The 23,096-nt window shown below is 64.4% G+C and carries 21 protein-coding genes; 5 read left to right on the top strand and 16 right to left on the bottom strand.

What is annotated here, in order from left to right:
* Positions 1-20: 20 nt before the first annotated feature.
* From ccoP (AC2T4A_RS16070) to ccoN (AC2T4A_RS16105), 8 genes are all read right to left on the bottom strand, one after another.
* A complete protein-coding gene (ccoP, locus tag AC2T4A_RS16070) occupies positions 21-986 on the bottom strand; it encodes a cytochrome-c oxidase, cbb3-type subunit III (protein WP_054910515.1) in 966 nt (321 codons plus the stop codon).
* Complete coding sequence (locus AC2T4A_RS16075) at positions 983-1,174, bottom strand: cbb3-type cytochrome oxidase subunit 3 (RefSeq protein WP_024763940.1); 192 nt, start codon at positions 1,172-1,174, stop codon at positions 983-985. The genes ccoP (AC2T4A_RS16070) and AC2T4A_RS16075 overlap by 4 nt, the downstream gene beginning before the upstream one ends.
* A gap of 5 nt (positions 1,175-1,179) precedes the next feature.
* The gene (gene ccoO / locus AC2T4A_RS16080; RefSeq protein ID WP_017516817.1) at positions 1,180-1,788 is read right to left on the bottom strand and encodes a cytochrome-c oxidase, cbb3-type subunit II; all 609 of its coding nucleotides are present in this window, start codon (positions 1,786-1,788) and stop codon (positions 1,180-1,182) included.
* Entirely contained in the window at positions 1,788-3,230 is a 1,443-nt protein-coding gene (ccoN, locus tag AC2T4A_RS16085; RefSeq protein ID WP_401032189.1) for a cytochrome-c oxidase, cbb3-type subunit I, read from the bottom strand. The genes ccoO (AC2T4A_RS16080) and ccoN (AC2T4A_RS16085) overlap by 1 nt, the downstream gene beginning before the upstream one ends.
* A gap of 342 nt (positions 3,231-3,572) precedes the next feature.
* Positions 3,573-4,496, bottom strand: a complete 924-nt coding sequence (gene ccoP / locus AC2T4A_RS16090; protein ID WP_416748223.1) for a cytochrome-c oxidase, cbb3-type subunit III — start codon at positions 4,494-4,496, stop codon at positions 3,573-3,575.
* Complete coding sequence (locus AC2T4A_RS16095; protein WP_205336386.1) at positions 4,493-4,684, bottom strand: cbb3-type cytochrome oxidase subunit 3; 192 nt, start codon at positions 4,682-4,684, stop codon at positions 4,493-4,495. The genes ccoP (AC2T4A_RS16090) and AC2T4A_RS16095 overlap by 4 nt, the downstream gene beginning before the upstream one ends.
* Positions 4,685-4,688: 4 nt before the next feature.
* On the bottom strand, positions 4,689-5,297 hold the full coding sequence (gene ccoO / locus AC2T4A_RS16100; RefSeq protein WP_015477751.1) for a cytochrome-c oxidase, cbb3-type subunit II: 609 nt from the start codon (positions 5,295-5,297) through the stop codon (positions 4,689-4,691).
* Positions 5,298-5,307: 10 nt separating this feature from the next.
* Positions 5,308-6,732, bottom strand: a complete 1,425-nt coding sequence (ccoN, locus tag AC2T4A_RS16105; protein ID WP_416748220.1) for a cytochrome-c oxidase, cbb3-type subunit I — start codon at positions 6,730-6,732, stop codon at positions 5,308-5,310.
* 120 nt (positions 6,733-6,852) lie between these two features.
* Between ccoN (AC2T4A_RS16105) and AC2T4A_RS16110 the strand changes: the two genes are divergently transcribed.
* Complete coding sequence (locus tag AC2T4A_RS16110) at positions 6,853-7,551, top strand: alpha/beta family hydrolase (protein WP_486741170.1); 699 nt, start codon at positions 6,853-6,855, stop codon at positions 7,549-7,551.
* 89 nt (positions 7,552-7,640) lie between these two features.
* The gene (gene cprA, locus AC2T4A_RS16115; RefSeq protein ID WP_478378119.1) at positions 7,641-8,813 is read left to right on the top strand and encodes a cationic peptide resistance protein CprA; all 1,173 of its coding nucleotides are present in this window, start codon (positions 7,641-7,643) and stop codon (positions 8,811-8,813) included.
* 123 nt (positions 8,814-8,936) lie between these two features.
* On the opposite strand, the gene AC2T4A_RS16120 is transcribed toward cprA, so the two are convergent.
* Positions 8,937-10,502, bottom strand: a complete 1,566-nt coding sequence (locus AC2T4A_RS16120; RefSeq protein WP_416748214.1) for a methyl-accepting chemotaxis protein — start codon at positions 10,500-10,502, stop codon at positions 8,937-8,939.
* A gap of 205 nt (positions 10,503-10,707) precedes the next feature.
* Positions 10,708-13,440, bottom strand: a complete 2,733-nt coding sequence (acnA, locus tag AC2T4A_RS16125) for an aconitate hydratase AcnA (RefSeq protein ID WP_486741171.1) — start codon at positions 13,438-13,440, stop codon at positions 10,708-10,710.
* A 360-nt stretch (positions 13,441-13,800) separates the two neighbouring features.
* Between acnA and rlmM the strand changes: the two genes are divergently transcribed.
* Together rlmM and AC2T4A_RS16135 are read left to right on the top strand one after the other, a co-directional pair.
* The gene (gene rlmM, locus AC2T4A_RS16130) at positions 13,801-14,868 is read left to right on the top strand and encodes a 23S rRNA (cytidine(2498)-2'-O)-methyltransferase RlmM (RefSeq protein ID WP_416748210.1); all 1,068 of its coding nucleotides are present in this window, start codon (positions 13,801-13,803) and stop codon (positions 14,866-14,868) included.
* A gap of 100 nt (positions 14,869-14,968) precedes the next feature.
* Complete coding sequence (locus AC2T4A_RS16135) at positions 14,969-15,847, top strand: MaoC family dehydratase (RefSeq protein WP_416748208.1); 879 nt, start codon at positions 14,969-14,971, stop codon at positions 15,845-15,847.
* Positions 15,848-15,963: 116 nt separating this feature from the next.
* Here the strand turns inward: AC2T4A_RS16135 and AC2T4A_RS16140 are convergent, their stop codons facing one another.
* Positions 15,964-17,520, bottom strand: a complete 1,557-nt coding sequence (locus tag AC2T4A_RS16140; RefSeq protein ID WP_486741172.1) for an alpha/beta hydrolase — start codon at positions 17,518-17,520, stop codon at positions 15,964-15,966.
* 150 nt (positions 17,521-17,670) lie between these two features.
* Here AC2T4A_RS16140 and tusA point away from each other — a divergent pair, with 150 nt between their 5' ends.
* On the top strand, positions 17,671-17,910 hold the full coding sequence (gene tusA / locus AC2T4A_RS16145) for a sulfurtransferase TusA (RefSeq protein WP_015477744.1): 240 nt from the start codon (positions 17,671-17,673) through the stop codon (positions 17,908-17,910).
* 161 nt (positions 17,911-18,071) lie between these two features.
* On the opposite strand, the gene AC2T4A_RS16150 is transcribed toward tusA, so the two are convergent.
* From AC2T4A_RS16150 to AC2T4A_RS16170, 5 genes are all read right to left on the bottom strand, one after another.
* Positions 18,072-18,887 carry an ABC transporter permease gene (locus AC2T4A_RS16150; RefSeq protein ID WP_416748204.1) on the bottom strand — a complete coding sequence of 272 codons (816 nt, stop codon included), beginning with the start codon at positions 18,885-18,887 and terminating at the stop codon, positions 18,072-18,074.
* 18 nt (positions 18,888-18,905) lie between these two features.
* The gene (locus tag AC2T4A_RS16155; RefSeq protein WP_045209150.1) at positions 18,906-19,742 is read right to left on the bottom strand and encodes an ABC transporter permease; all 837 of its coding nucleotides are present in this window, start codon (positions 19,740-19,742) and stop codon (positions 18,906-18,908) included.
* 15 nt (positions 19,743-19,757) lie between these two features.
* Positions 19,758-20,888, bottom strand: a complete 1,131-nt coding sequence (locus AC2T4A_RS16160; RefSeq protein ID WP_416748199.1) for an ABC transporter substrate-binding protein — start codon at positions 20,886-20,888, stop codon at positions 19,758-19,760.
* 57 nt (positions 20,889-20,945) lie between these two features.
* On the bottom strand, positions 20,946-22,031 hold the full coding sequence (locus tag AC2T4A_RS16165; RefSeq protein WP_416748197.1) for an ABC transporter ATP-binding protein: 1,086 nt from the start codon (positions 22,029-22,031) through the stop codon (positions 20,946-20,948).
* 139 nt (positions 22,032-22,170) lie between these two features.
* A complete protein-coding gene (locus AC2T4A_RS16170; protein WP_416748195.1) occupies positions 22,171-23,094 on the bottom strand; it encodes a LysR substrate-binding domain-containing protein in 924 nt (307 codons plus the stop codon).
* Positions 23,095-23,096 lie beyond the last annotated feature (2 nt).

The following is a 23,096-nucleotide window of genomic DNA, read 5'->3' on the forward strand; positions in this document are numbered from 1 at the left end:
TGGGTGTAGGAGAGGGAGGCTTATTCGGCGCTCTTCTCACCTTCGCCATGGGACAGGCTGTACACGTAGGCAGCGAGCAGGTGAACCTGGTCTTTGCCCAGACGCTCCAGCTGAGCCGGCATCTGGCCCTGGCGGCCGTAGCGGATGGTCTGCTGCAGCTGGGCGAAGCTCGAGCCATAGATGAACGCGGCCGGGTGAGTCAGGTTCGGTGCGCCCATGGCTGCAGTGCCTTTGCCTTCAGCGCCGTGGCAAGCCACGCAGTTGGTGGCGAAGATCTTCTGGCCATTGGCGACCTGCTCGTCAGTCACGCCTTCGGGCAGCTTGCGGCCGTCCAGCTTGGTGGTGACGAAGGCAGCTACGTCGTGAACGCCGGCATCGCCGATGACTTCGCCCCAGGCCGGCATGGCCGCATGGCGACCGCCTTCGATGGTGGCGATGATGTCCTTCGGCTCGCCGCCCCAGCGCCAGTCGGCGTCGGTCAGGTTCGGGAAGCCGTGGGCGCCCTTGGCGTCGGAACCATGGCAGACGGAGCAGTTGGAAGCGAACAGGCGGTTACCCATTTTCAGGGCCTGCTCGTCCTTGGCCACGTCTTCGATCGGCATGGCGCCGAACTTGGCGTAGAGCGGGCCGTACTTCTCATCGGCCTTGGCCATTTCCTTTTCCCACTGGTGCACACCGGTCCAGCCTTTTTCGCCGTTGGCGAATTCGGCCTTGTCCTGGTAGCCCGGCAGCAGGCCTTTCCAGTTGCCCAGGCCCGGGTACAGGGCCAGGTAGGCGAGGGCGAAGATGAAGGTGGCGACGAACAGCATGAACCACCACTTCGGCAGCGGATTGTCATACTCCTCGATGCCATCGAAGGCGTGGCCTACGGTTTCATCGGTGGCTTCGTTGCGCTGACCGCGACGGGTGGCGAACAGCAGCCACGCCAGGGCGAAGATGGTGCCCAGGGTAAGTACGGTGACGTACAGACTCCAGAAGGTTGTCATTCTTTGTTGCTCCTAGAAGCTTGCTCTTGCTCGACGTGCTTTTTGGCGACCGGGTCATCCGCGAAGGGCAGCAGGGCGTCTTCGTCGAAGCGCTCCTTGCGTTTGCCACCATAGGCCCAGAGCAGGACGCCGACGAAGGCGACCATGACTACTACCGTGCCGATACCGCGAATGGTCCCGATATCCATCACTGTCACCGTTTGCTCTTGATGATGGTGCCGAGGCCTTGCAGGTAGGCGACGACAGCGTCCATCTCGGTCTTGCCTTTGACGGCGTCACGGGCACCGGCGATGTCTTCGTCGGTGTAAGGCACGCCCAGCGTACGCAGGGCTTCCATTTTCTTCGCCGTGTCCTTGCCGTCGAGCTTGTTCTCCACCAGCCAGGGGTAGGAGGGCATCTTCGATTCCGGCACTACGTTGCGCGGGTTGTACAGGTGCGCGCGGTGCCAGTCGTCGGAGTAGCGGCCGCCGACACGAGCCAGGTCCGGACCGGTACGCTTGGAGCCCCACAGGAACGGGTGGTCCCAGACGCTTTCGCCGGCGACGGAGTAGTGGCCGTAGCGCTCGGTCTCGGCGCGGAACGGACGGACCATCTGCGAGTGGCAGCCTACGCAGCCTTCGCGGATGTAGATGTCACGGCCTTCCAGTTCCAGCGCGGTGCGCGGCTTCATGCCCTCGACCGGCTTGTTGGTGACGTCCTGGAAGAACAGCGGAACGATCTGGGTCAGACCGCCGATGCTCACCGCAATGACCATGAAGAAGGCCAGAAGGCCGATGTTCTTCTCGACTACTTCGTGCTTCATCAGTGAGCTCCTACAGCGGGGATCTGGGCAGCGGCATCGGCGTCAGCCTGTTTGAAACCGCGCACAGTACGGAAGGTGTTGTAGGCCATCAGCAGCATGCCGGAGGCGAAGAAGGCGCCGCCCAGTGCACGGACGATGAAGCCCGGGTGGCTGGCCTGCAGGGCTTCCACGAAGGAGTAGGTGAGGGTGCCGTCGGCGTTGATCGCACGCCACATCAGACCCTGGGTGATGCCGTTGACCCACATCGAGGCGATGTACAGCACGGTACCGATGGTAGCCAGCCAGAAGTGGGCGTTGATCAGGCCAACGCTGTGCATCTGCTCGCGACCGAAGACCTTCGGAATCAGGTGGTACAGGGAGCCGATGGAGATCATCGCAACCCAGCCCAGAGCGCCGGCGTGTACGTGGCCGATGGTCCAGTCGGTGTAGTGCGACAGGGAGTTGACGGTCTTGATTGCCATCATCGGGCCTTCGAAGGTGGACATGCCGTAGAAGGCCAGGGAGACCACCAGGAAGCGCAGGATCGGGTCGGTGCGCAGCTTATGCCAGGCGCCGGAGAGGGTCATCATGCCGTTGATCATGCCACCCCAGCTCGGAGCCAGCAGGATCAGGGACATCACCATGCCCAGCGACTGCGCCCAGTCCGGCAGAGCGGTGTAGTGCAGGTGGTGCGGACCGGCCCAGATGTACAGGGTGATCAGCGCCCAGAAGTGCACGATGGACAGGCGATAGGAGTAGATCGGACGCTCGGCCTGCTTCGGAACGAAGTAATACATCATCCCCAGGAAGCCGGTAGTCAGGAAGAAGCCCACGGCGTTGTGGCCGTACCACCACTGGATCATCGCGTCGGTCGCGCCGGCGTAGATCGAGTACGACTTGAAGGCAGTTACCGGGATTTCCATGCTGTTGACGATGTGCAGCATGGCGGTGACCAGGATGAACGCGCCGTAGAACCAGTTGCCCACGTAGATGTGCTTGGTCTTGCGCTTCATCACGGTGCCGAAGAACACCAGTGCGTAGGTGACCCAGACGATGGCCAGCAGGATGTCGATCGGCCATTCCAGCTCGGCGTACTCCTTGGACGAGGTGTAGCCCAGCGGCAGGGTGATGCCGGCCAGCACGATTACCGCTTGCCAACCCCAGAAGGTGAAGGCCGCGAGGCTGTCAGAGACCAGGCGGGTCTGACAGGTGCGCTGTACGACATAGTAGGAAGTTGCGAAGAGAGCACAGCCGCCGAAGGCGAAGATCACCAGGTTGGTGTGCAGCGGACGCAGGCGCCCGAAACTGGTCCAGGGAAGGTCCAGGTTCAACTGGGGCCAAACCAACTGTGAGGCGATGTAAACACCAACCCCCATTCCAAGTATCCCCCAGACCACCGTCATGATGGCGAACTGGCGGACGACCTTATAGTTATAAGCAGTCGGACTGATTGCTGTGCTCATTCTAAGGTTCCACGGTTTTTGGATTTTATGGACAAAAAAACGGCGGCAAGTATGGAGAAAGCAGGAGGCCATTGCAACGCGCCGGGCCTTGGCGCGAAGCCGGTTTGACGCCTGCTCCGGAGCGCTTTGCGCCGCTGTTTGCCGCTCGTTTCGGCTCGCTCGCACCAACCTGGGAAGTGGGTCAGGTTAGTCGTATTGCAGGTTTGCGAATGGAATTCAGCTTAGACGTGAACCGGAAGGGTGTGAAGAAAGGAGATAGAGAGGGTGCGACACTTCGTCGCGATATTGCGGAGGTAAGAAACTCGCGCCCGTTTTGGCGGGCGCGAGTTGGGGGCGGGGAGTTTACTTCGCCTGGCCGGAAATGTTGTAGATGTAACCGGCGAGAATGTGCACTTTGTCTTTGCCCAGGTACTGCTCCTGCGCCGGCATCTGGCCCTGGCGGCCGTGACGGATGGTCTGCTGCAGTTGTGCGTAGCTGGAGCCGTAGATGAAGGCGCCCGGGTGGGTCAGGTCAGGCGCACCCATGATCGGGTTGCCCTTGCCTTCCGGGCCGTGGCAGGCGACGCAGGTGGTGGCGAATAGCTTGCCACCGTTGTCGACGTTCTCGGCAGTCACACCCTCGGGCAGCTTGCGGCCGTCCAGTTTGGCGGTGACGAAGGCAGCCACGTCCTGCACGCCCTTGTCGCCCAGCACTTCACCCCAGGCCGGCATGGCGGCATGACGGCCACCGAGGATGGTGGTCTGGATGTCCTGGGCGGTGCCGCCCCAGCGCCAGTCGCTGTCGGTCAGGTTCGGGAAGCCTGCTGCGCCCTTGGCATCGGAGCCATGGCAGATGGAGCAGTAGGTGGCGAAGAGGCGCTCGCCCATTTTCATCGCTTGCGGGTCCTTGGCGACTTCTTCCACCGACATGGCAGCATATTTGGCGAAGATCGGGCCGTATTTTTCCTTGGCCAGGGCTTCTTCACGCTCCCATTGCTTGTCCTGAGTCCAGCCGCCGTCGTAGCCGGGCAGAACGCCTTTCCAGTTGCCCAGGCCCGGGTAGAGCACCAGGTAGCCGGCGGCGAACACGATGGTGCCGACGAACAGCAGGAACCACCATTTCGGCAGTGGGTTGTCGTACTCCTCGATGCCGTCGAAGGCGTGGCCCATGGTTTGGTCGGTGGTGTTCGAGGACTGCCCGCTGCGGGTGGCGAATACCAGCCACAGCAGGGCGATCAGCGAGCCGACTGTTAAAACGGTGATGTACAGACTCCAGAAGGTAGTCATGCGTTGTTGCTCCTAGAAGCTTGCTCTTGCTCAGCGTGCCGCTTGGCCACCGGGTCATCCGCGAAGGGCAGTAGCGCGTCTTCGTCGAAGCGCTCCTTGCGTTTGCCGCCGTAAGCCCAGAGCAGTACGCCGACGAAGGCCACCATCACGATGACGGTGCCGAGGCCGCGAATGGTCCCGATATCCATGCTGTCACCGCTTGTTCTTGATGGAGGTGCCGAGGACCTGCAGGTACGCGACGACCGCGTCCATTTCGGTCTTCCCTTTGACTGCATCGCTGGCGCCAGCAATGTCGTCGTCCGTGTAGGGCACGCCCATGACACGCATCACTTCCAGTTTCTTCGCTGTGTCCTTGCCGTCGAGCTTGTTCTCGACCAGCCAGGGGTAGGCGGGCATCTTCGACTCCGGTACCACGTTGCGCGGGTTGTACAGGTGCGCGCGGTGCCAGTCGTCCGAGTAGCGGCCGCCGACGCGGGCCAGGTCCGGGCCGGTACGCTTGGAGCCCCACAGGAACGGGTGGTCCCAGACGCTTTCGCCGGCGACGGAGTAGTGGCCGTAGCGCTCGGTCTCGGCGCGGAACGGACGGATCATCTGCGAGTGGCAGCCCACGCAGCCTTCGCGGATATAGACGTCGCGGCCTTCCAGTTGCAGGGCGGTGTAGGGCTTCATGCCTTCCACCGGGGTATTGGTCACGTCCTGGAAGAACAGCGGGACGATCTGGGTCAGACCGCCGATGCTCACGGCGACGGCCATGCACAGGGCCAGCAGGCCGACGTTTTTCTCAAGTACTTCGTGTTTCATGTCGGACTCCTCAGGCCATCTGCGCCGCGGCTTGCATTTCGGCCGGCTTGGCGGCCGCTACGGTGCGCCAGACGTTGTAGGCCATGACCAGCATGCCCAGCAGGAAGATGGCACCACCGATCATCCGCACGATGAAGCCGGGGTGGCCGGCGGCCAGGGCTTCGACGAAGGAGTAGGTGAGGGTGCCGTCGGAGTTCACTGCGCGCCACATCAGGCCCTGGGTGATGCCGTTGACCCACATGGAGGCGATGTAGAGCACGGTGCCGATGGTGGCCAGCCAGAAGTGGGTGTTGATCAGGCCCACGCTGTGCATCTGCTCGCGGCCGAAGACCTTCGGGATCATGTGGTACAGGGAGCCGATGGAAACCATGGCAACCCAGCCCAGGGCGCCAGCGTGTACGTGGCCGATGGTCCAGTCGGTGTAGTGGGAGAGGGCGTTGACGGTCTTGATGGCCATCATCGGGCCTTCGAAGGTGGACATGCCGTAGAAGGCCAGGGACACCACCAGGAAGCGCAGGATCGGGTCGGTGCGCAGCTTATGCCAGGCGCCGGAGAGGGTCATCATGCCGTTGATCATGCCACCCCAGCTCGGAGCCAGCAGGATCAGGGACATCACCATGCCCAGCGACTGCGCCCAGTCCGGCAGAGCGGTGTAGTGCAGGTGGTGCGGGCCGGCCCAGATGTAGACGGCGATCAGCGCCCAGAAGTGCACGATGGACAGGCGATAGGAGTAGACCGGACGCTCGGCCTGCTTCGGAACGAAGTAGTACATCATCCCCAGGAAGCCGGCAGTCAGGAAGAAGCCCACGGCGTTGTGGCCGTACCACCACTGGATCATGGCGTCAGTGGCGCCCGAGTACAGGGAGTAGGACTTGGTCAGGCTGACCGGGATTTCCAGGTTGTTGACCACGTGCAGGATCGCCACGGTCAGGATGAAGCCGCCGAAGAACCAGTTGCCCACATAGATGTGCTTGGTCTTGCGCTTCATCAGCGTGCCGAAGAAGACGATGGCGTAGGAAACCCAGACGATGGTGATCAGGATGTCGATCGGCCACTCCAGCTCGGCGTACTCCTTGGAGGAGGTGTAGCCCAGCGGCAGGGTGATGGCGGCACACAGGATCACCAGCTGCCAACCCCAGAAGGTGAAGGAAGCGAGCGGGCCAGCGAACAGGCGGGTCTGGCAGGTACGCTGCACCGAGTAGTAGCTGGTGGCGAACAGTGCGCAGCCGCCGAAGGCGAAGATCACCGCGTTGGTATGCAGCGGACGCAGGCGGCCGAAGCTCGTCCACGGTAAGCCGAGGTTAAGGTCCGGCCACACCAGTTGAGCGGCGATCAGGACACCGACGGCCATGCCGACGATCCCCCACACCACTGTCATAATGGCGAACTGGCGGACCACCTTATAGTTATAAGCGGTCTGATTGGTTGTGCTCATTTATGGGCTTCCATCCACGGTTATGGGCTATGCCCATCCCGGCAGGTTTTTTACGGCTTACGGCGTATGCCGCCCCTCCCCCTTGGGATAGGTACTAATTCGGAATTAGCGGAGTGAAGGATGGATAAAGGCACCTCTCGGAATATTGATTCGGATCAATTGGCGCCTGAGACCCCTGTCGCGGGCGCCTGCGGTCCTTTGTCGCTGCTGCGGAACCCGGCACATCGCGAACTGTCGGCAACGCTGGTTCTGGCGCACGGAGCGGGGGCGCCAATGGACAGTCCGTTCATGGATGACATCGCCGCACGCCTGGCTGAAAGAGGTATCTCGGTGGTGCGCTTCGAGTTCCCCTATATGGCTATGCGCCGCGAGGATGGAAAGCGGCGCCCGCCGAATCCGCAGAAGCAGTTGCTTGAGTGCTGGCGGCAGGTTTATGCGCAGGTTCGCTCCGAGGTGCCCGGCAAGCTGGCGATTGGCGGCAAATCCATGGGGGGACGCATGGCCAGCCTGCTGGCGGACGAGTTGGGCGCGGACGCGCTGGTCTGTATCGGCTACCCGTTCTATGCAGCCGGCAAGCCGGAGAAGCCGCGTGTCGCCCACCTCGCCGAGTTGAAGACGGCGACCCTGATCGTCCAGGGCGAGCGCGATGCGCTGGGCGACCGATCCACGGTCCAGGGCTACTCGCTGTCGCCGGCGATCCAACTCCACTGGCTGGCAGCCGGCGACCATGACCTCAAGCCGCTCAAGGCCTCCGGGCTGACCCACGAGCAGCATCTGGAGAACGCGGCCGCGAAAATCGAAGCGTTTCTATTGCCCTAATCGGTCCTTAAGGCAGGCCCTCCTATCCTCGCCGGCGTCGACTCCCAGCAGTCGACACCCCGCTTCCAGAGGACAGGCCGAAAGCTGCCATGAACCCCCAATACGCTGAACGCATTGCCACCCAACCCTACCGATTCTCCCCCGGCGCCGCGCACAGCCTGCTCTTGACTGGCGCCACCGGCTTCCTCGGCGGCTCCGTCGCTGCGCACCTGATCGCTGATGGTCATACGCCGGCGCTGTTATTCCTGGTCCGTGCCGAATCCCCCGCTCAGGGCTTGGAGCGGTTGCTCGACAACCTGCGCCTGCATTGCGTATCGGAGACGGCGCTGGAGAGCCTGCAGGAAAGCCAGATCCTCTGTGGTGACCTGCTCGACACCGCCTGGATGCAGGGCGAGCGTGCCCGCCTGATGCGCGTGGAGCAGGTGATCAACTGCGCTGCCGTCGCTTCCTTCTCGAAGAACCCGAGCATCTGGCCGGTAAACGTCGAAGGCACCTTCGCCTTCGCCAAGCTGCTCAGCCAGTCGCGCAACCTCAAGCGCTTCCTGCACGTGGGCACCGCAATGTGCTGCGGTCCGCAGCGCGAGTCACCGGTGCGCGAGTCCTGGGACTTCCCGGACAGCGACGAGCAACTGGTGGACTACACCGCCTCCAAGGCCGAAATCGAACGGCGGATGCGCGAAGAGTTGCCTGGCCTGCCACTGGTGGTGGCGCGCCCCTCCATCGTGGTCGGGCATCGCGAGCTGGGTTGCCGAGCCTCGGGGAGCATCTTCTGGGTGTTTCGCATGGGCTTTGCCCTGGAGAGTTTCACCTGTGGCCTGGACGAGCAGATCGACGTGATTCCGGTCGACTACTGCGCTGAAGCGCTGGTCGCTCTGGCGCTCAAGCCGACGCTGAACCACAGCCTCTATCACATCTCCGCTGGCCACGGTTCGGCATGCACCTTCGGCGAAATCGACCAGGCTTATGCCGACGCCCGTGGCGAAGCGCCGGTGGGCCAGCGTTATAGAAAGGTCAGTTCGGAGGATTTGCGCGAGCTGGCCGGCAGTTTCGAAAGCCGCATCGGCAAGGCCAACCCGCGCCTGGTGCTGCGTGCACTGCGCCTGTACAGCGGCTTTGCTGACCTCAACTACCTGTTCGACAACCAGCGCCTGCTGGACGAAGGCATTGCCGCACCGCCGCGCTTCACCGATTACGTGGACGTGTGTGTGCAGTCCTCGCGGGATGTGAGCATCCCGGCGCAAATGCAGTGGGATTTCAAGTAGCCGGCTGAGTGCTGCGGGTGGGTATGCGCTGTAGGAGCGAGCTTGCTCGCGAACAGCTCCGCGACGGGACCGGGTTCGCGAGCAAGCTCGCTCCTACAGTTGCCGCCGCGGGCGGCAATGGCCTCAGCGGTTGAACCGCTCCACCAGCGAATACTGGCGGTGCGCAGTCTGCGTCAGCTCCTCGCTGAGCAGGGCAGTGCGCTGCGCTTCGCCGGAGGTCTGGTCGGCGAGGTTGGCGATGGTGCTGATGTTGCGGTTGATTTCTTCGGCCACGGCGCTTTGTTCCTCCGCGGCGGCGGCGATCTGCGTGGTCATCTCGGTGATATTGGCCACTGCGTCACTGATACCGACCAGCGCGCTGTCCGCCTGCAGCACACGCTCCACGCCTTCGTCGGCCTGACGGCGACCAGAGTCCATGGCGCGCACCGCTTCGGTGGCGGTGTTCTGCAGATTGGCGATGAGTTGGTGGATCTGTCCGGTCGACTCGGCAGTGCGCTGAGCCAGCGAACGAACCTCGTCGGCGACCACGGCGAAGCCGCGACCCATTTCGCCAGCACGCGCGGCTTCGATAGCGGCATTGAGGGCCAGCAGGTTGGTCTGGTCGGCGATGCCCTTGATCACATCCACCACGCCGCCGATCTGCTCGCTGTCGCGTGCCAGTTGGCTGACCGCTTCACCGGTTTCGCCCACGGAGTTGGAAAGGCGCTGCATGGCCTCGCGGGTTTCGGCAGCGATCTGCCGGCCTTCGGTGGTCAGGTCGTTTGCCTGGCGAGTGGCATCGGCGGTGCGCTGCACGTTATCGGCCACTTCCTGGGTGGTGGCGGCCATCTGGTTGACGGCGGTCGCCACCTGCTCGGTTTCCTGGCGCTGTCGGTCCAGCCCGGCGGAGCTGTGGTGGGCCAGGGAGTCGGCTTCGCGGGCCTGCTCGGTGAGGGTTTCGGCGGTGTCCTGCAGACGGGTCAGACAGGTCTTCAGCCGGGCTTCCTGGCTCAGGATGGACATTTCCAGGCGCGCCTGGGCGCCACGGCTGTCGGTATACATCTGCGCGATCAGCGGGTCCGAGGTAGTCTGCTCGGCCAGGCGCAGCAGGCGCTTGAGGCCGCGCTGCTGCCAGCCGAGGCCGGCGAGCCCCAGCGGGATCGAGAGCAGGGCGGCCAGCAGGAAGCCCCAGTGGGAGTTCAGCCAGACGCCGATGAGGAAGCCGATCTGACCGATCAGGATGAACGGCAGCCAGTCCAGCAGCAACGGCAGCCAGCGGTCGCGAGCAGGGATAGCCGACTTGCCGGCATTGATCCGCGCGTACAGCGCTTCGGCGCGGCGCACCTGTTCGGCGCTGGGTTTCACCCGCACCGATTCGTAGCCGACGATCTCGTTGCGCTCGTAGATAGGCGTGACGTAGGCGCTGACCCAGTAGTGGTCGCCGTTCTTGCACCGGTTCTTGACGATGCCCATCCATGGCCGACCTTTCTTCAGAGTCGCCCACATGTGTGCGAATACGGCGGGTGGCACGTCCGGATGGCGCACCAGGTTGTGCGCCGCGCCGACCAGTTCCTCGCGGGAAAAACCGCTGATGGTGGTGAAGGCCTCGTTGGCGTAACTGATCACGCCGCGGGCGTCGGTGGTGGAAATCAGCCGCTGTTCGGCGGGGAAGGTGCGTTCACGCTGGGTGATCGGCTGGTTGTTGCGCATCAGGCTGGGATCTCGGAAAAGGCGAAATGGTACGTCTGTCCAGCTTATCGGCCGCCGGATCGAAAATTTGATGGCAATCACAGAAATAATGACAAAAGGGTGACGCCGGTAGGCTGACGATGGCCCATAGCCATGGGTCACTCGAAGTGCTTCGAAAGTGGAAGGCGGCGGCCCGTTGCAGGCCGCCGCGTTCATTCCAGCCGAGCTAGATCAGGCTGCGCAGCACGTAGTGCAGGATGCCGCCGGCCTTGAAGTATTCGACTTCGTTCTGGGTGTCGATACGGCAGAGCACCTCGAAGTTGTCCTGGCTGCCGTCCTCGCGCTTCACCGTGACCTTGAGGTTCATGTGGGGCTTCAGTTGGCCTGACAGACCGCTGATGCTCAGCACCTCCTTGCCGGTCAGTTTCAGCGCCTTGCGGTCCTGGCCGTCCTTGAACTGCAACGGCAGTACGCCCATGCCTACCAGGTTGGAGCGGTGGATACGCTCGAAGCTTTCGGCGATCACCGCTTTTACGCCCAGCAGGTTGGTGCCCTTGGCCGCCCAGTCGCGGGATGAGCCGGTGCCATACTCCTTGCCGGCGACGATAACCAGCGGGGTGCCGTCCTTCTGATAGCGCATGGCGGCGTCGTAGATAGCCAGCTTGTCGCCAGTGGGGACGTAGAGGGTGTTGCCGCCTTCCTCGCCACCGAGCATTTCGTTCTTGATACGGATATTGGCGAAGGTGCCGCGCATCATCACCTCATGGTTCCCACGGCGCGAGCCGTAGGAGTTGAAATCGGCGTAGGCCACGCCGTGTTCACTGAGGTAGCGCCCGGCCGGGCTGTCCTTCTTGATATTGCCGGCAGGGGAGATGTGGTCGGTGGTCACCGAATCGCCCAGCACCGCGAGAATACTGGCACCCTGGATATCCTCGACCTTCGGCGGCGCCTCGGCGATGTGTTCGAAGAACGGCGGATGCTGGATGTAGGTGGAGTCGCCCTGCCAAGTGTAGGTCTTGGCATCCGGCACCTGGATCGCGCGCCATTTTTCGTCGCCCTGGAAGACTTCGGCGTACTCCTTGTGGAACATCGCCGTGTCGACTTTCTGCACGGCGTCAGCGATTTCCTGCTGGGTCGGCCAGATATCCTTCAGATAGACCGGTTGCCCGTCCTTGCCGGTACCCAGCGGGTCCTTGGTCAGATCGGTACGCACGGTGCCGGCCAAGGCGTAGGCCACCACCAGCGGAGGCGAGGCCAACCAGTTGGTTTTCACCAGCGGGTGCACACGGCCCTCGAAGTTGCGGTTGCCCGAGAGCACCGAGGCGACGGTCAGATCTGCCTGCTGCACGGCCTTCTCAATGGGGTCGAGTAGCGGGCCGGAGTTACCGATGCAGGTGGTGCAGCCGTAGCCCACCAGGTCGAAGCCCAGCTCATCCAGATAGCGGGTCAGGCCGGCGGCGCGGAAGTAATCCGTCACGACCTTGGAGCCGGGAGCCAATGAGCTCTTCACCCAGGGCTTGCGCTGCAGGCCCTTCTCCAGTGCCTTCTTCGCCAGGAGGCCGGCGGCCATCATCACGCTGGGGTTGGAGGTGTTGGTGCAGGAGGTGATGGCGGCGATCACCACGGCGCCGTTCTTCAGCCGATAGGTGTGGCCGTCGTGCTGGTAGTCGGCCTCGCCGGTCTGGGCTGCTGCGCCCACGGCAGCGCCACCGCCCCCCTCGCTGAGCAGGCGGCCCTCCTCGGTGGAGGCGGGCTTGATCTGCAGGCCGAGGAAGTCATCGAAGGCCTGGCTGACCTGGCCGAGGGCGACACGGTCCTGCGGGCGCTTGGGCCCGGCGAGGCTGGCCTCGACGTCGCCCATGTCCAGTTGCAGGGAGTCGGTAAACACCGGCTCGTGGCCTTTTTCGCGCCACAGGCCCTGGGCCTTGCTGTAGGCCTCCACCAGCTTGACGGCGTCCTCTGGGCGGCCAGACAGGCGCAGGTAGCCCAGGGTGATGTCGTCTACCGGGAAGAAGCCGCAGGTGGCGCCGTATTCCGGGGCCATGTTGGCGATGGTGGCGCGGTCGGCCAGCGGCAGATCGGCGAGCCCATCGCCATAGAACTCGACGAATTTTCCGACGACGCCTTTCTTGCGCAGCATCTGGGTGACGGTCAACACCAGGTCGGTGGCGGTGATGCCTTCCTTCAGCTTGCCGGTGAGCTTGAAGCCGATCACCTCGGGAATCAGCATCGATACCGGCTGGCCGAGCATGGCCGCTTCCGCCTCGATGCCGCCCACGCCCCAGCCGAGCACGCCAAGGCCGTTGATCATGGTGGTGTGTGAGTCGGTGCCGACCAGGGTGTCGGGGAAGGCGTAGGTGCGGCCGTCCTCGTCCTTGGTCCAGACGGTGCGCCCCAGGTATTCCAGGTTGACCTGGTGGCAGATGCCGGTGCCCGGCGGCACCACGCGGAAGTTGTCGAAGGCGTTCTGACCCCAGCGCAGGAACGCGTAGCGCTCGCCGTTGCGCTCCATCTCGATCTCGACGTTCTGCGCGAAGGCTGACTGGCTGGCGAACTTGTCGACCATCACCGAGTGGTCGATGACCAGGTCGACCGGGGACAGCGGGTTGATCTTCTGCGGGTCGCCGCCGGCCTTGGCCATGGCGTCGCGCATGGCGGCCAGGTCGACCACCGCCGGTACGCCGGTGAAGTCCTGCATCAGCACGCGGGCGGGGCGGTACTGGATCTCGCGCTCGGAGCTGCGGGTCTTCAGCCAGTTGGCCAGGGCTTTGAGATCGTCGCCGGTGACGGTGTTGTCGTCCTCCCAGCGCAACAGGTTTTCCAGCAGGACTTTCAGGGACATGGGCAGCTTGCCCAGGTCTCCGAGACTCTTCGCCGCTTCAGGCAGGCTGTAGTAGTGATAGGTCTTGCCGGCGACCTCCAGGGTGCGCAGGCTGTTCAGGCTATCCACTGCGGGCATGACATTCTCCTCAGGCTTGGATTCTGCTCGTGATCGGCAGCGCGGCCGATTCGGCGGTGCACTGGCGATACTTGGCGAAGGAGGGCGCTAACGTCCTGATCCATCGCAGGCCTGCTCCATTTGGACGGGCCGCGATCGGTGATCATCTTCGCCAGGCAGGGCAATCATCGGGCAGTCTTCTGGCGGGCTGGGCCAGACCACTCAAGCTAGACCGCCCGAAGGGGTATTGCCATCTGTTCTGGACCGTTTGTCCTGCGAGTGGGTTCAGATCAAATGACTCCGGCCATGGGATGATTCCTGCGAATCTGCATGAAACCTTCGCGGGCAGCCTCTATAGTGCGCGGCCAAGGAGACACCCCGATGAATACCCTCTTACTGCACTGCCGCCCGGGTTTCGAGAATGAGGTCTGTGCCGAGCTGTCCGAGCACGCCGCGCGCCTGGACATTCCCGGTTACGCGCGGGCCAAGCCAGCCACTGCCTACGCCGAATTCATCAGCATGGACGCCGACGGCGCCGACCGGCTGATGCGCCATCTGCGTTTCTCCGAGCTGATCTTCCCGCGCCAGTGGGCACGCGGGGCCGGTTTTACCGCGCTGCCGGAGCAGGACCGCATCGGTGCGATCCTCGAGGCACTGGCCGGCTTTCCGCAGTGCGGCAGCCTCTGGCTGGAGGTGTTCGATACCAACGATGGCAAGGAACTCTCGACCTTCTGCCGCAAGTTCGAGAAGCCCCTGCGCGCCGCCCTGGTGAAGGCCGGCAAGCTGGTGGAAGACCCGAGCCTGCCGCGCCTGCTGCTGACCTTCCGTTCCGGCCGCGAGGCTTTCATCGGCCTGGCCGAGGCGCGCAACTGCGCCATGTGGCCTATGGGCATCCCGCGCCTGAAGTTCCCCCGCGAGGCGCCGAGCCGCTCGACGCTGAAGCTGGAAGAGGCCTGGCATCACTTCATTCCCCGCGCTGACTGGGACCGCCGTCTGGCGCCGGATATGCTCGCCGTGGACCTGGGCGCATCCCCCGGTGGTTGGACCTGGCAACTGGTGAACCGCGAGATGCGCGTGGTCGCCGTGGACAACGGGCCGATGGCGGAGAACCTGATGTACTCCGGGCTGGTCGAGCACCAGCGCGTTGACGGCTACGCCTTCCGCCCGCGCCAACGCATGGACTGGATGGTTTGCGATATCGTCGAAAAGCCCGCTCGCACCGGCGCGATGATCGAAACCTGGATCGGCGAGGGGCTGTGCCGCGAGGCCATCGTCAACCTCAAGCTGCCGATGAAGCAGCGTTACACCGAGGTGCGGCGCATCCTCGACCGCCTGGAAGAGTCCTTCCGCGAGCGCGGGCTGAAGGTGCAGATCGGCTGCAAGCAGCTGTACCACGACCGCGAGGAAGTGACCTGCCACCTGCGCCGGATCGAGAAGGGCGAGCGTTGACGACTCGGAAAGGTCCCGCAGCGCCACCCGACCTTCGGTGACTTGCCGCGCCGCCCGGCATTGCCCATGCTGTGCGGCGCGAGATCTTCCGGAGACCTTCGTGAAGCGAAAGTTGCCCTCCCTGCTGGGCAGTTACAGCCGCATGTTGCTGCCACGCCGCGGCCTCGGCCGCGATGAGCGCGTGCCTTACCTGGCGATGGATAGCCGCACCCTGAAATTCGACCTTCGCCACTTGCGCGCCTACCGCGAGCACTTCGGGCTCGACCCGGCGCTGGGCGTTCCGCTGCTCTATCCGCAGGTGATCAGCCTGCCGCTGCACCTGCGCCTGCTCAGCCGCTCGCGCATGCCGCTGTCGGTCGTGGGGCTGATTCACCTGCGCAGCCATATCCAGCGCTATCGCATGCTCGACGAGAACGAGCCGCTGCAGTTCGACTGCCGCATTCTCACCAGCCGCCGCAATGAGCTGGGCCTGGAGGTGGATGTCGTCACCGAGGCCTGGCATCACGACATGCTCTACTGGCAGTCGATCACCACTTACCTGCGCCGGGGCGACTTCCTCGAGAGCGGGAGCGAGCCCGATCCTCTGCCCGAACGTGCCCAATGGCACACCCTGGAAGCGCCGGTGCATTCCGGCGTGCAGTGGCGCGTGCCGAAGATTGTCGGCTGGCGCTACGCCGGGCTGAGCGGCGACTTCAATCCGCTGCACCTGTCGAGGCTGATGGCCTCGCACTATGGCTTCGGCAAGCCATTCGCCCACGGCATGTGGGGGCTGGCGCGCAGCCTGACCGGTCGTCGCCTGGCCGAGAATGTGCGCCTGGATGCGCACTTCAAGGCGCCGCTGCCGCTGGGCAGCCAGGTGAAGCAGAGCTACCGGCGGCTGGGCAAGAAGGAGCAGTGGGCGCTGCTGCCCGCTGAGGGCGATGGTCAGCCGATGCTGCTGGCGCAACTCGATGAGGCGCCGGACGGGCCGTTGCGTTAGTCGTTTCGCTGGGAAGCATGGGGCGGTCCTGTTCGCGAGCAAGCTCGCTCCTACGAAAAGCGCTCTGATGCAAACCTGTAGGAGCGAGCTTGCTCGCGAACCGCACGGCAGAGCGGTTACGGGTGCACGGCAACGCGGGGCTGCAGCGGGAGCAGGCTGGGCAGTTGCACCTCGCCCTGCAGCTCTACCGGCGCTATCCGCCAGGAACTGTTGAACAGGTACTGGTCGCTGAAGCCGCTGAGCAGCAATCCAATCTCATCTCCCGGCGCGAGGCTGGCGCTGACGGCGTTCAGGCGTGTGCTGCCCTGGTTCGCCAAGGGTTTTACCTGTTCGTCCAGACGACGCGTGCGGCCATTGGCGCTGCGGATCGCCAGGGCGGCGAACACCTGCGCCTCGGGGCGCTCCGTCAGTGGTTCGGTGAGACGGACTACGGCGCTGCCGAGCAGAGCGCTGTGTTCGCTGACGCGCTGCAGAGGAATGAACCGTGACGGCTGCACAAGGCCACTCACTGCCGGCCGGATGGTCGTAGCCGGCAGTGCCACGCTGGGGCCGGGCGGTGGCAGGTCGTCCAGCGCCAGGCCCTGCTCGAGATCAAGGCTGATGCACAGGTCCGGCACGCTGTCGGCGGCGCCGGGGCGCTTGCGTAGCTTTTCCTCGTACCAGGCGATGATGCCGGTATAGAGATTGATCGCCCGAGAACCGCAATGAATCACCGGCTCGTTGTTGAACGGCGGCAGCCCGCTCCAGGCTTGCATGGGCGGCGGCAGGATGTGCCCCCCCTGCATGCCCAGCAGGCGCACGTCGGCCGGAGCCTGCTTCAGGCACTGGCGAATCTGCAAGCCCTGGTCCAGCGGGAACAGGGTGTCGCGCAGACCCTGGATCAGCAGGGCGTCGGCGTGGGGCAGACGGCCCTCCGCGCAATAGCTGGCAAGGCTGTTGGCGTGCAGTTCGGCCTGCACCGGCGCAGCCATGCGCCCGCCGCTGGTGTGCAGGTAGTCGGCCTGGACGAACTTGCCCAGGTCATAGCCGGTGGCCAGCCCCAGGCTCACCAGCACGCCGCCCCAGCCGATCTTCAGCTGGCCGTCCGGCGCCAGGGCGTCGGCCAGGTCGTACCAGGTGGCGATGGGAACGATGGCGTCGATGCGCGGGTCTTGGGCCGAGGCCAATAGTTGCACGGCGCCGCCGTAGCTTTCGCCGAGCATGCCGACGCGCGGATCGTTCGCGCCATCCATCGTCACGCGCGGCAGGTGGGCGGCGGCCCAGTCGATCACGGCGCTGGCATCCTGCACTTCGAACTGCGGGTTCATCATCTCGATGCGCCCGTCGCTGCCACCCCAGCCGCGCTGGTCGTAGCTGACCACCCAGAAGCCGGCCTTCCAGGCGCGCAGTGCGGCGCGCCCGGACATCATGTTCTTGCCGTAGTAGCCGTCCGGCCCGGTTACCCGCCATCCGCCCCAGCCGTGGGTGTGGACGATCACCGGCGCGGTGTCGCCGGCCTTCAGCGCGGGCTGGAATACGGTGGCGGAGAGCCGGGTGCCGTCGCGGGCGGTGATCACCGCTTCGAACCAGGTGGCGGGCAGGTCCTTGCCCTGGCTGGCGCTGAAGTCGGGAAGCTGGTCGCGGGCGGCACAGCCGGCGAGCAGGGCAAGGCACAGGCAGAGGAGGGCGCGCATCGTCAGTCCATGGAGGAGGCGGATGCGCCAGCATGCCCGGCGCCCGTAGCGCCTACCCCCAACCAAGGTTGGGTGACCCGGACGGACGCGGGGTGACCGCACGGTGCCCTTTGCGCGACAATGCGCCATTGGTTTTTCTGGAGTGACGTGATGTCCCAGCCTGTCGATGCCATTCTCGACGCCACCGGCCTGAATTGCCCCGAGCCGGTCATGATGCTGCACAACAAGGTGCGCGACCTGCCCGCCGGCGGCCTGCTCAAGGTCATCGCCACCGACCCCTCCACCCGCCGCGACATCCCCAAGTTCTGCGTCTTCCTCGGCCACGAACTGGTGGAACAGCAGGAAGAGGCGGGGACCTACCTGTACTGGATTCGCAAGAAGGCGGAGTGATCTTTGCGTTGAGATCCCAATGTGCGTAGGAGCGGACTCTCAGCCTCGGAGTCACTGGCGATAGCGCTTTTTCGTAGGAGCGAGCTTGCTCGCGAACCGCCCAGCGCCGGAGCTGCCGGGGGCGTTGTTCGCGAGCAAGCTCGCTCCTACAGGGAAAGGCTTCAGCTTCCTACCGGGCGTGCTGCAAGCTTCTGGGCAATCATCCGCCCGACCAGCGCAACGAAGGTCAGGGCGATCAGCACCACTGAAATCGCCGCCACGGCCGGGTCGATGTTGTCGCGCAGGCCGGACCAGATCTGCCGCGGCAATGTATTCACCTCGGTGCTAGTGACGAACAGAGTCACCGCGATCTCTTCCCAGCTCAGTGCGAAGCACAGCAACGCCGTGCTCGCCACGCCCAGCTTGAGGTTCGGCAGCACCACCATGAAGGTGGTCTGGCCCAGGCTCGCGCCCAGGTTGCGCGCCGCCAGTTCGATGCGCCGGTCCAGTTGGCTGAGCGCTACCAGCATGGTCACCACACCATAGGGCACCACCATTACGATGTGCGCAATGGTCAGGCCGAACAGGGTGTCGTAGCCCAGGCCGGGCGCGAACTGGCTGACCTTGGTTTCCATGAAGTACAGGACCATCGCCGAGATCATCGGCGGGATTGCCATGGGCAGCAGCACCAGGCCGATCAGCAGGGTCGCCAGGCGCGAGCGCAGGTACCAGATGCCGAGGCTGAAGCTCACCGCCAGGGCGGTGGCGATGATGCAGGTGGCGGTGGCGACGATCAGACTCTGGCCGATCGCCGCGAGCCATTCGGGGCTGTCCAGCAGCGCCTGGTAATGCCGCAGCGACCAGTTGCCGTTGGGCATCGACAGGAAACGCTTGCTGGTGAAGGACACCGGAATCACCGCCAGCAGCGGGAAGACCATGAAGATCATCGCCATGGTCGCCAGCAGGCGGCTGGGGGCTTTGGTTTCGTGTGCGTTCATCAATGAGTACCTCGTTCCTCAGCCGACCAGCTTGTCGACGCGGGTCATGCGCAGCAGCGCCCAGATCATCCCGCTGACCAGTGCCAGCAAAACCACCGAAAGCGCAGCGCCGAGGCCCCAGTTGCTGGTCTGGAACATCTGCAGATAGACGTACTCGGCCACCATCACCGTTTGCCCGCCACCGAGGATCGCCGGGGTGATGAAGAAGCCCAGGCAGAACACGAAGACGATGATGAAGGCGCCGAGGATGCCGGGAATGGTCTGCGGCACGAAGATGCTCCAGAAGGTGCGCATCTGCCCGGCGCCCAGGCCGCGCGCGGCGAGCAGCACGCGCGGGTCGAGGCGGCGCATGGTGGAGACCAGCGGGAACAGCGCGAAGGGCACCATGAAATGGACCATGCCGATCACCACGCCCAGTTCGTTACGGGTGAGCTGTAACGGCTCGTTGGTGATGCCCAGGTACTGCAGCCAGTCGTTGAGCAGGCCGTTGCTGCGCAAGGCGATCAGCCAGCCGAAGGCGCGCACCAGTACCGACAGCCAGAACGGGATGAACACGCAGATTTCCACCACGCGCTGCCAGAACGGCGGGCTGTAGACCCAGCAGTAGGCCATCAGGTAGGCGATCACCAGGGAGATCACGCTGACCGTGGTGCACAGGCGGAAGGTCCGCCAGAGCACGTCGTGGATCGCCGGGTCCGTCATGATCCGCTGGTACTGCTCGATCCCCGGCTCCGGCAGGGTCACGCTCCAACCGAGCACGCCGAGGAAGGGCAGTACGTAGAACACGAAGAGGACGATCGGTAGCGGCAGCAGCAGGGCGCCCAGCTTGAGCCGCGAGGGGGCGTTATCGGCCATGACCTGCGCTCCGCGTCACTTGGAAATGTGGGTCAGGTACTGCTCCAGGGTTGCCCCGTAGTGGTCGGTGTACCACTCGTGGCTGAGCATGATCTGCTTGGGCAGGTTCGCCGGGTCCGTGCAGTTGAGGTGCTTGCGGTCGTCGGGGATCAGCGCGGCGGCGGCAGGGTTGGCCGGGCCGTTGCCGAACATCTTGAACAGCTCGACCTGGGATTGCGGGTCCTGGGCGTAGGCGATGAACTTCATGGCGGCCTCGGTGCCGGCCGGGTTGCCCTTGAGCACTCCCCAGTTGCTGCAGCCCAGCAGGGCGTTGTCGAAGGTCCATTTGATGCGGCCTTCGCTGTCGTCGGTGATGACCTGGGCGCGGGTGTTCCAGATGGCGCCCATGGAAACTTCGCCTTCGATCAGCAACTGCTGGGTTTCCGCCCCCGAGCCCCAGAAGGACAGCACATGGGGCTTGAGCTCTTCGATCTTCTTCAGCGCGCGCGGCACGTCCAGCGGGTAGAGCTTGTCCGGGGTCACGCCGTCGGCCAGCAGCGCGGCCTCCAGCATGCCGTTCATCCACTTGTAGAGGGTGCGCTTGCCGGGGAAGGTCTTCACGTCCCAGAAGTCCGCCCAGGTCTTGGGCACCTTGTCGCCGAAACGCTCGCTGTCGTAGGCGATCACGTAGCTGAGCATGTAGTCGGCGATGCCGTATTCGTAGGCGAAGCCGGGCAGCACCTTGTCCTTGGACACGACGTTGTAGTCGATGGGCTGGACCAGGCCTTCCTTGCCGAGGATCTGCAGGACCGAGCTTTCCGCGTCGACCACGTCCCAGCTTACCCGGCCGCTGGACAACTGAGTGCGGATGGCGCCTTCGGTGGGGCCGCTGCCGTCGATCTTGGTGGGAATGCCGGTGGCCTTGGAGAAGCCCTCGGTCCAGGCCTTGCCGAAGGCCTTGATCGCGTCGCCGCCCCAGTTCACCACCACCAGCGGCTTGTCGCCGGCGGCAAAGCTCACGCCGTTGCGCAGGGCCAGCGGCAGGGCGGCCATCAGGCCCATGCCCTTGAGGAAGGTACGGCGGTCGATCTGGCCGCGACGGGTCTTTTCGATGAGGACTTCGATGCAGTCTTGCTGGTGCGGATTGAACTCTTTCGGATTGAACATGGGGGGCAGCTCCCGATCAGTGGGGATGGCGAAAGGAGGACATGCGAACGCGATGACTCAGGCCAGCAGCAGGCTTTTCTCGATGGGCCAGCTCAGCCAGACCTTGGAACCGTGCTCCAGGCGCGAGGCCTGGTGGTCAGCGTGTACGGCGAGGCTCATGGGCAACTTGCCTTCACTGCCGGCGCCCAGGCACAGCTCAGTGCTGGCGCCCTGGTAGGTCTTGGCGGTGAGCACGGCCTGCACCACGTTGTGGCCGTTCACCTGCGGCGGTGCGCTGTGCAATTGCATGTGCTCCGGGCGCACCGCCAGCAGCGGTGCTTCGGCCTGCATGGCGGAGGAGTAGCTGGCGCGCAACTCGGCCTCGCCGAAACGTCCGCAGGCCAGTTCGCCGGCGCGGCCCAGCTGGCTGAGCGGGAAGAGGTTCATCTTGCCGAGGAATTCGGCGACGAAGCGGTTGTTCGGCCGGTTGTAGATGGTTTCCGGCGCGTCGACCTGGGCCAGTTGGCCCCGGTTGAAGATAGCGATGCGGGTAGACAGGGCGAGGGCTTCGTTCTGGTCGTGGGTGACGAAGACGAAGGTGGTGCCGACCTGGCGGTGGATGCGTTGCAGTTCCGCCTGCAGTTGCTCGCGCAGGTTCTTGTCGAGGGCGGAGAGAGGTTCGTCGAGTAGCAGCATGTCCGGTTCGAACACCAGGGCGCGGGCAATGGCAACGCGTTGCTGCTGGCCGCCGGAGAGTTCGCCAGGGCGCTTGCCCAGGTGCTCGCCCAGGCCGACCACTTCGAGCATGTGGCGCACGCGACGGTTGCGCTCGTCGGCCTTCACGCCGCGGATCTTCAGCGGAAAGGCAACGTTGTCCTCGATGCTCATGTGCGGGAACAGGGCATAGCCCTGGAACACCATGCCGAAGTTGCGCTTCTCGGCGGGGCGTCGGGTGATATCGGCGCCGCCTTCTTCGAGCTTGCCGCGGGACGGGTCCTGGAAGCCGGCGAGGATCATCAGGAAGGTAGTCTTGCCGGAGCCCGAAGGCCCGAGGAGGGTGAGGAACTCGCCCTGCTGGATGTCGATGGACACGTTGTCCAGCGCGTTGAAACTTCCGTAGCTCTTGCCGATGCCGATGGCACGGAGTTGGGGCTGTCGCTCCACTGCACTTACCTCGATTTCTTGTTCTTGTTCGAGCGGCCGCCGGGTGAGGATCGGGTAAAGATCGGCGGCCTTTTTTTAATGCAGTATTGTCAAATCTCTCTCCGCTTCAATCGCGTTTTTTTGCCCTCATTGTTCGAATTCACTCACCAATCAGCGCGTTGCGGCCGCCCTGGCGGAACTGCTCGGACATCCGCAGCTCGGCCTTCATCCAGGCCTTGAAGGCACGCACGTCCGGGCGTTCGGACTTGGCCGGGTCGGTGACGAAGTAATAGCGGTTGGGCGGCTCGATGGCGACGTTGAACAGCCGCACCAACTGCCCCTTGGCCATGGCGTCGCCGCTGACCAGCGCATCGCCCATGGCCACGCCTTGCCCGGCAATGGCCGCCGACTGCACCAGGTGCGCGTCGGAGAAGACGATGCCGTTGCGCACGTTGAGGTTCTTTACCCCGGCGGCGGCGGTCCACAGCAACCAGTCGGAGTGATCGACCATATGCAGGAAAGGCAGGCTGGCGAGGTCTTCCGGCGAGTCGAGGCCGCCCACCGAGTTGATCAGCGACGGGCTGCACACCGGGAAGGTGTCCAGGGTGGCGATCAGGTCCACGTGCAGGTCGGTCCAGTCGCCCACGCCGTATGCGATGAACAGGTCGACGTCGCGGTCGCTGACGTCGTCGGGCACCCGTGGCGAGACCAGGTTCAGTTCCACCTGTGGGTGGGCGCGCTGGAATTTGCCGATCTGGTGGCACAGCCAGTAGGTGGCGAAGCCTGGCGTACAGCTCACACAGAGGCGGCCGGAGACTTCCTCGGCATTGGCGAAGCGCCGCGCTTCGTTGAGGATCGCCAGGGCGCGCTGGGTCTCGCGGGCGAAGCATTCGCCGTGGTAGGTCAGGGCAATGCCGCGGCCGACCCGCTCGGTGAGCGGGATGCCCAGGCAATCTTCCAGGCTGTGCAACTGGTGGCTGACGGCGCTGCGGGTCAGGCTCAGTTCGCTGGCCGCGCCGGACAGGCTGCCCAGGCGGGCGACGGCGTCCAGCACGCGCAGGGCGGTCATCGAGGGGAAACGCATGG

The sequence above is a fragment of the Pseudomonas sp. PVC-3-1 genome, assembly GCF_057444315.1.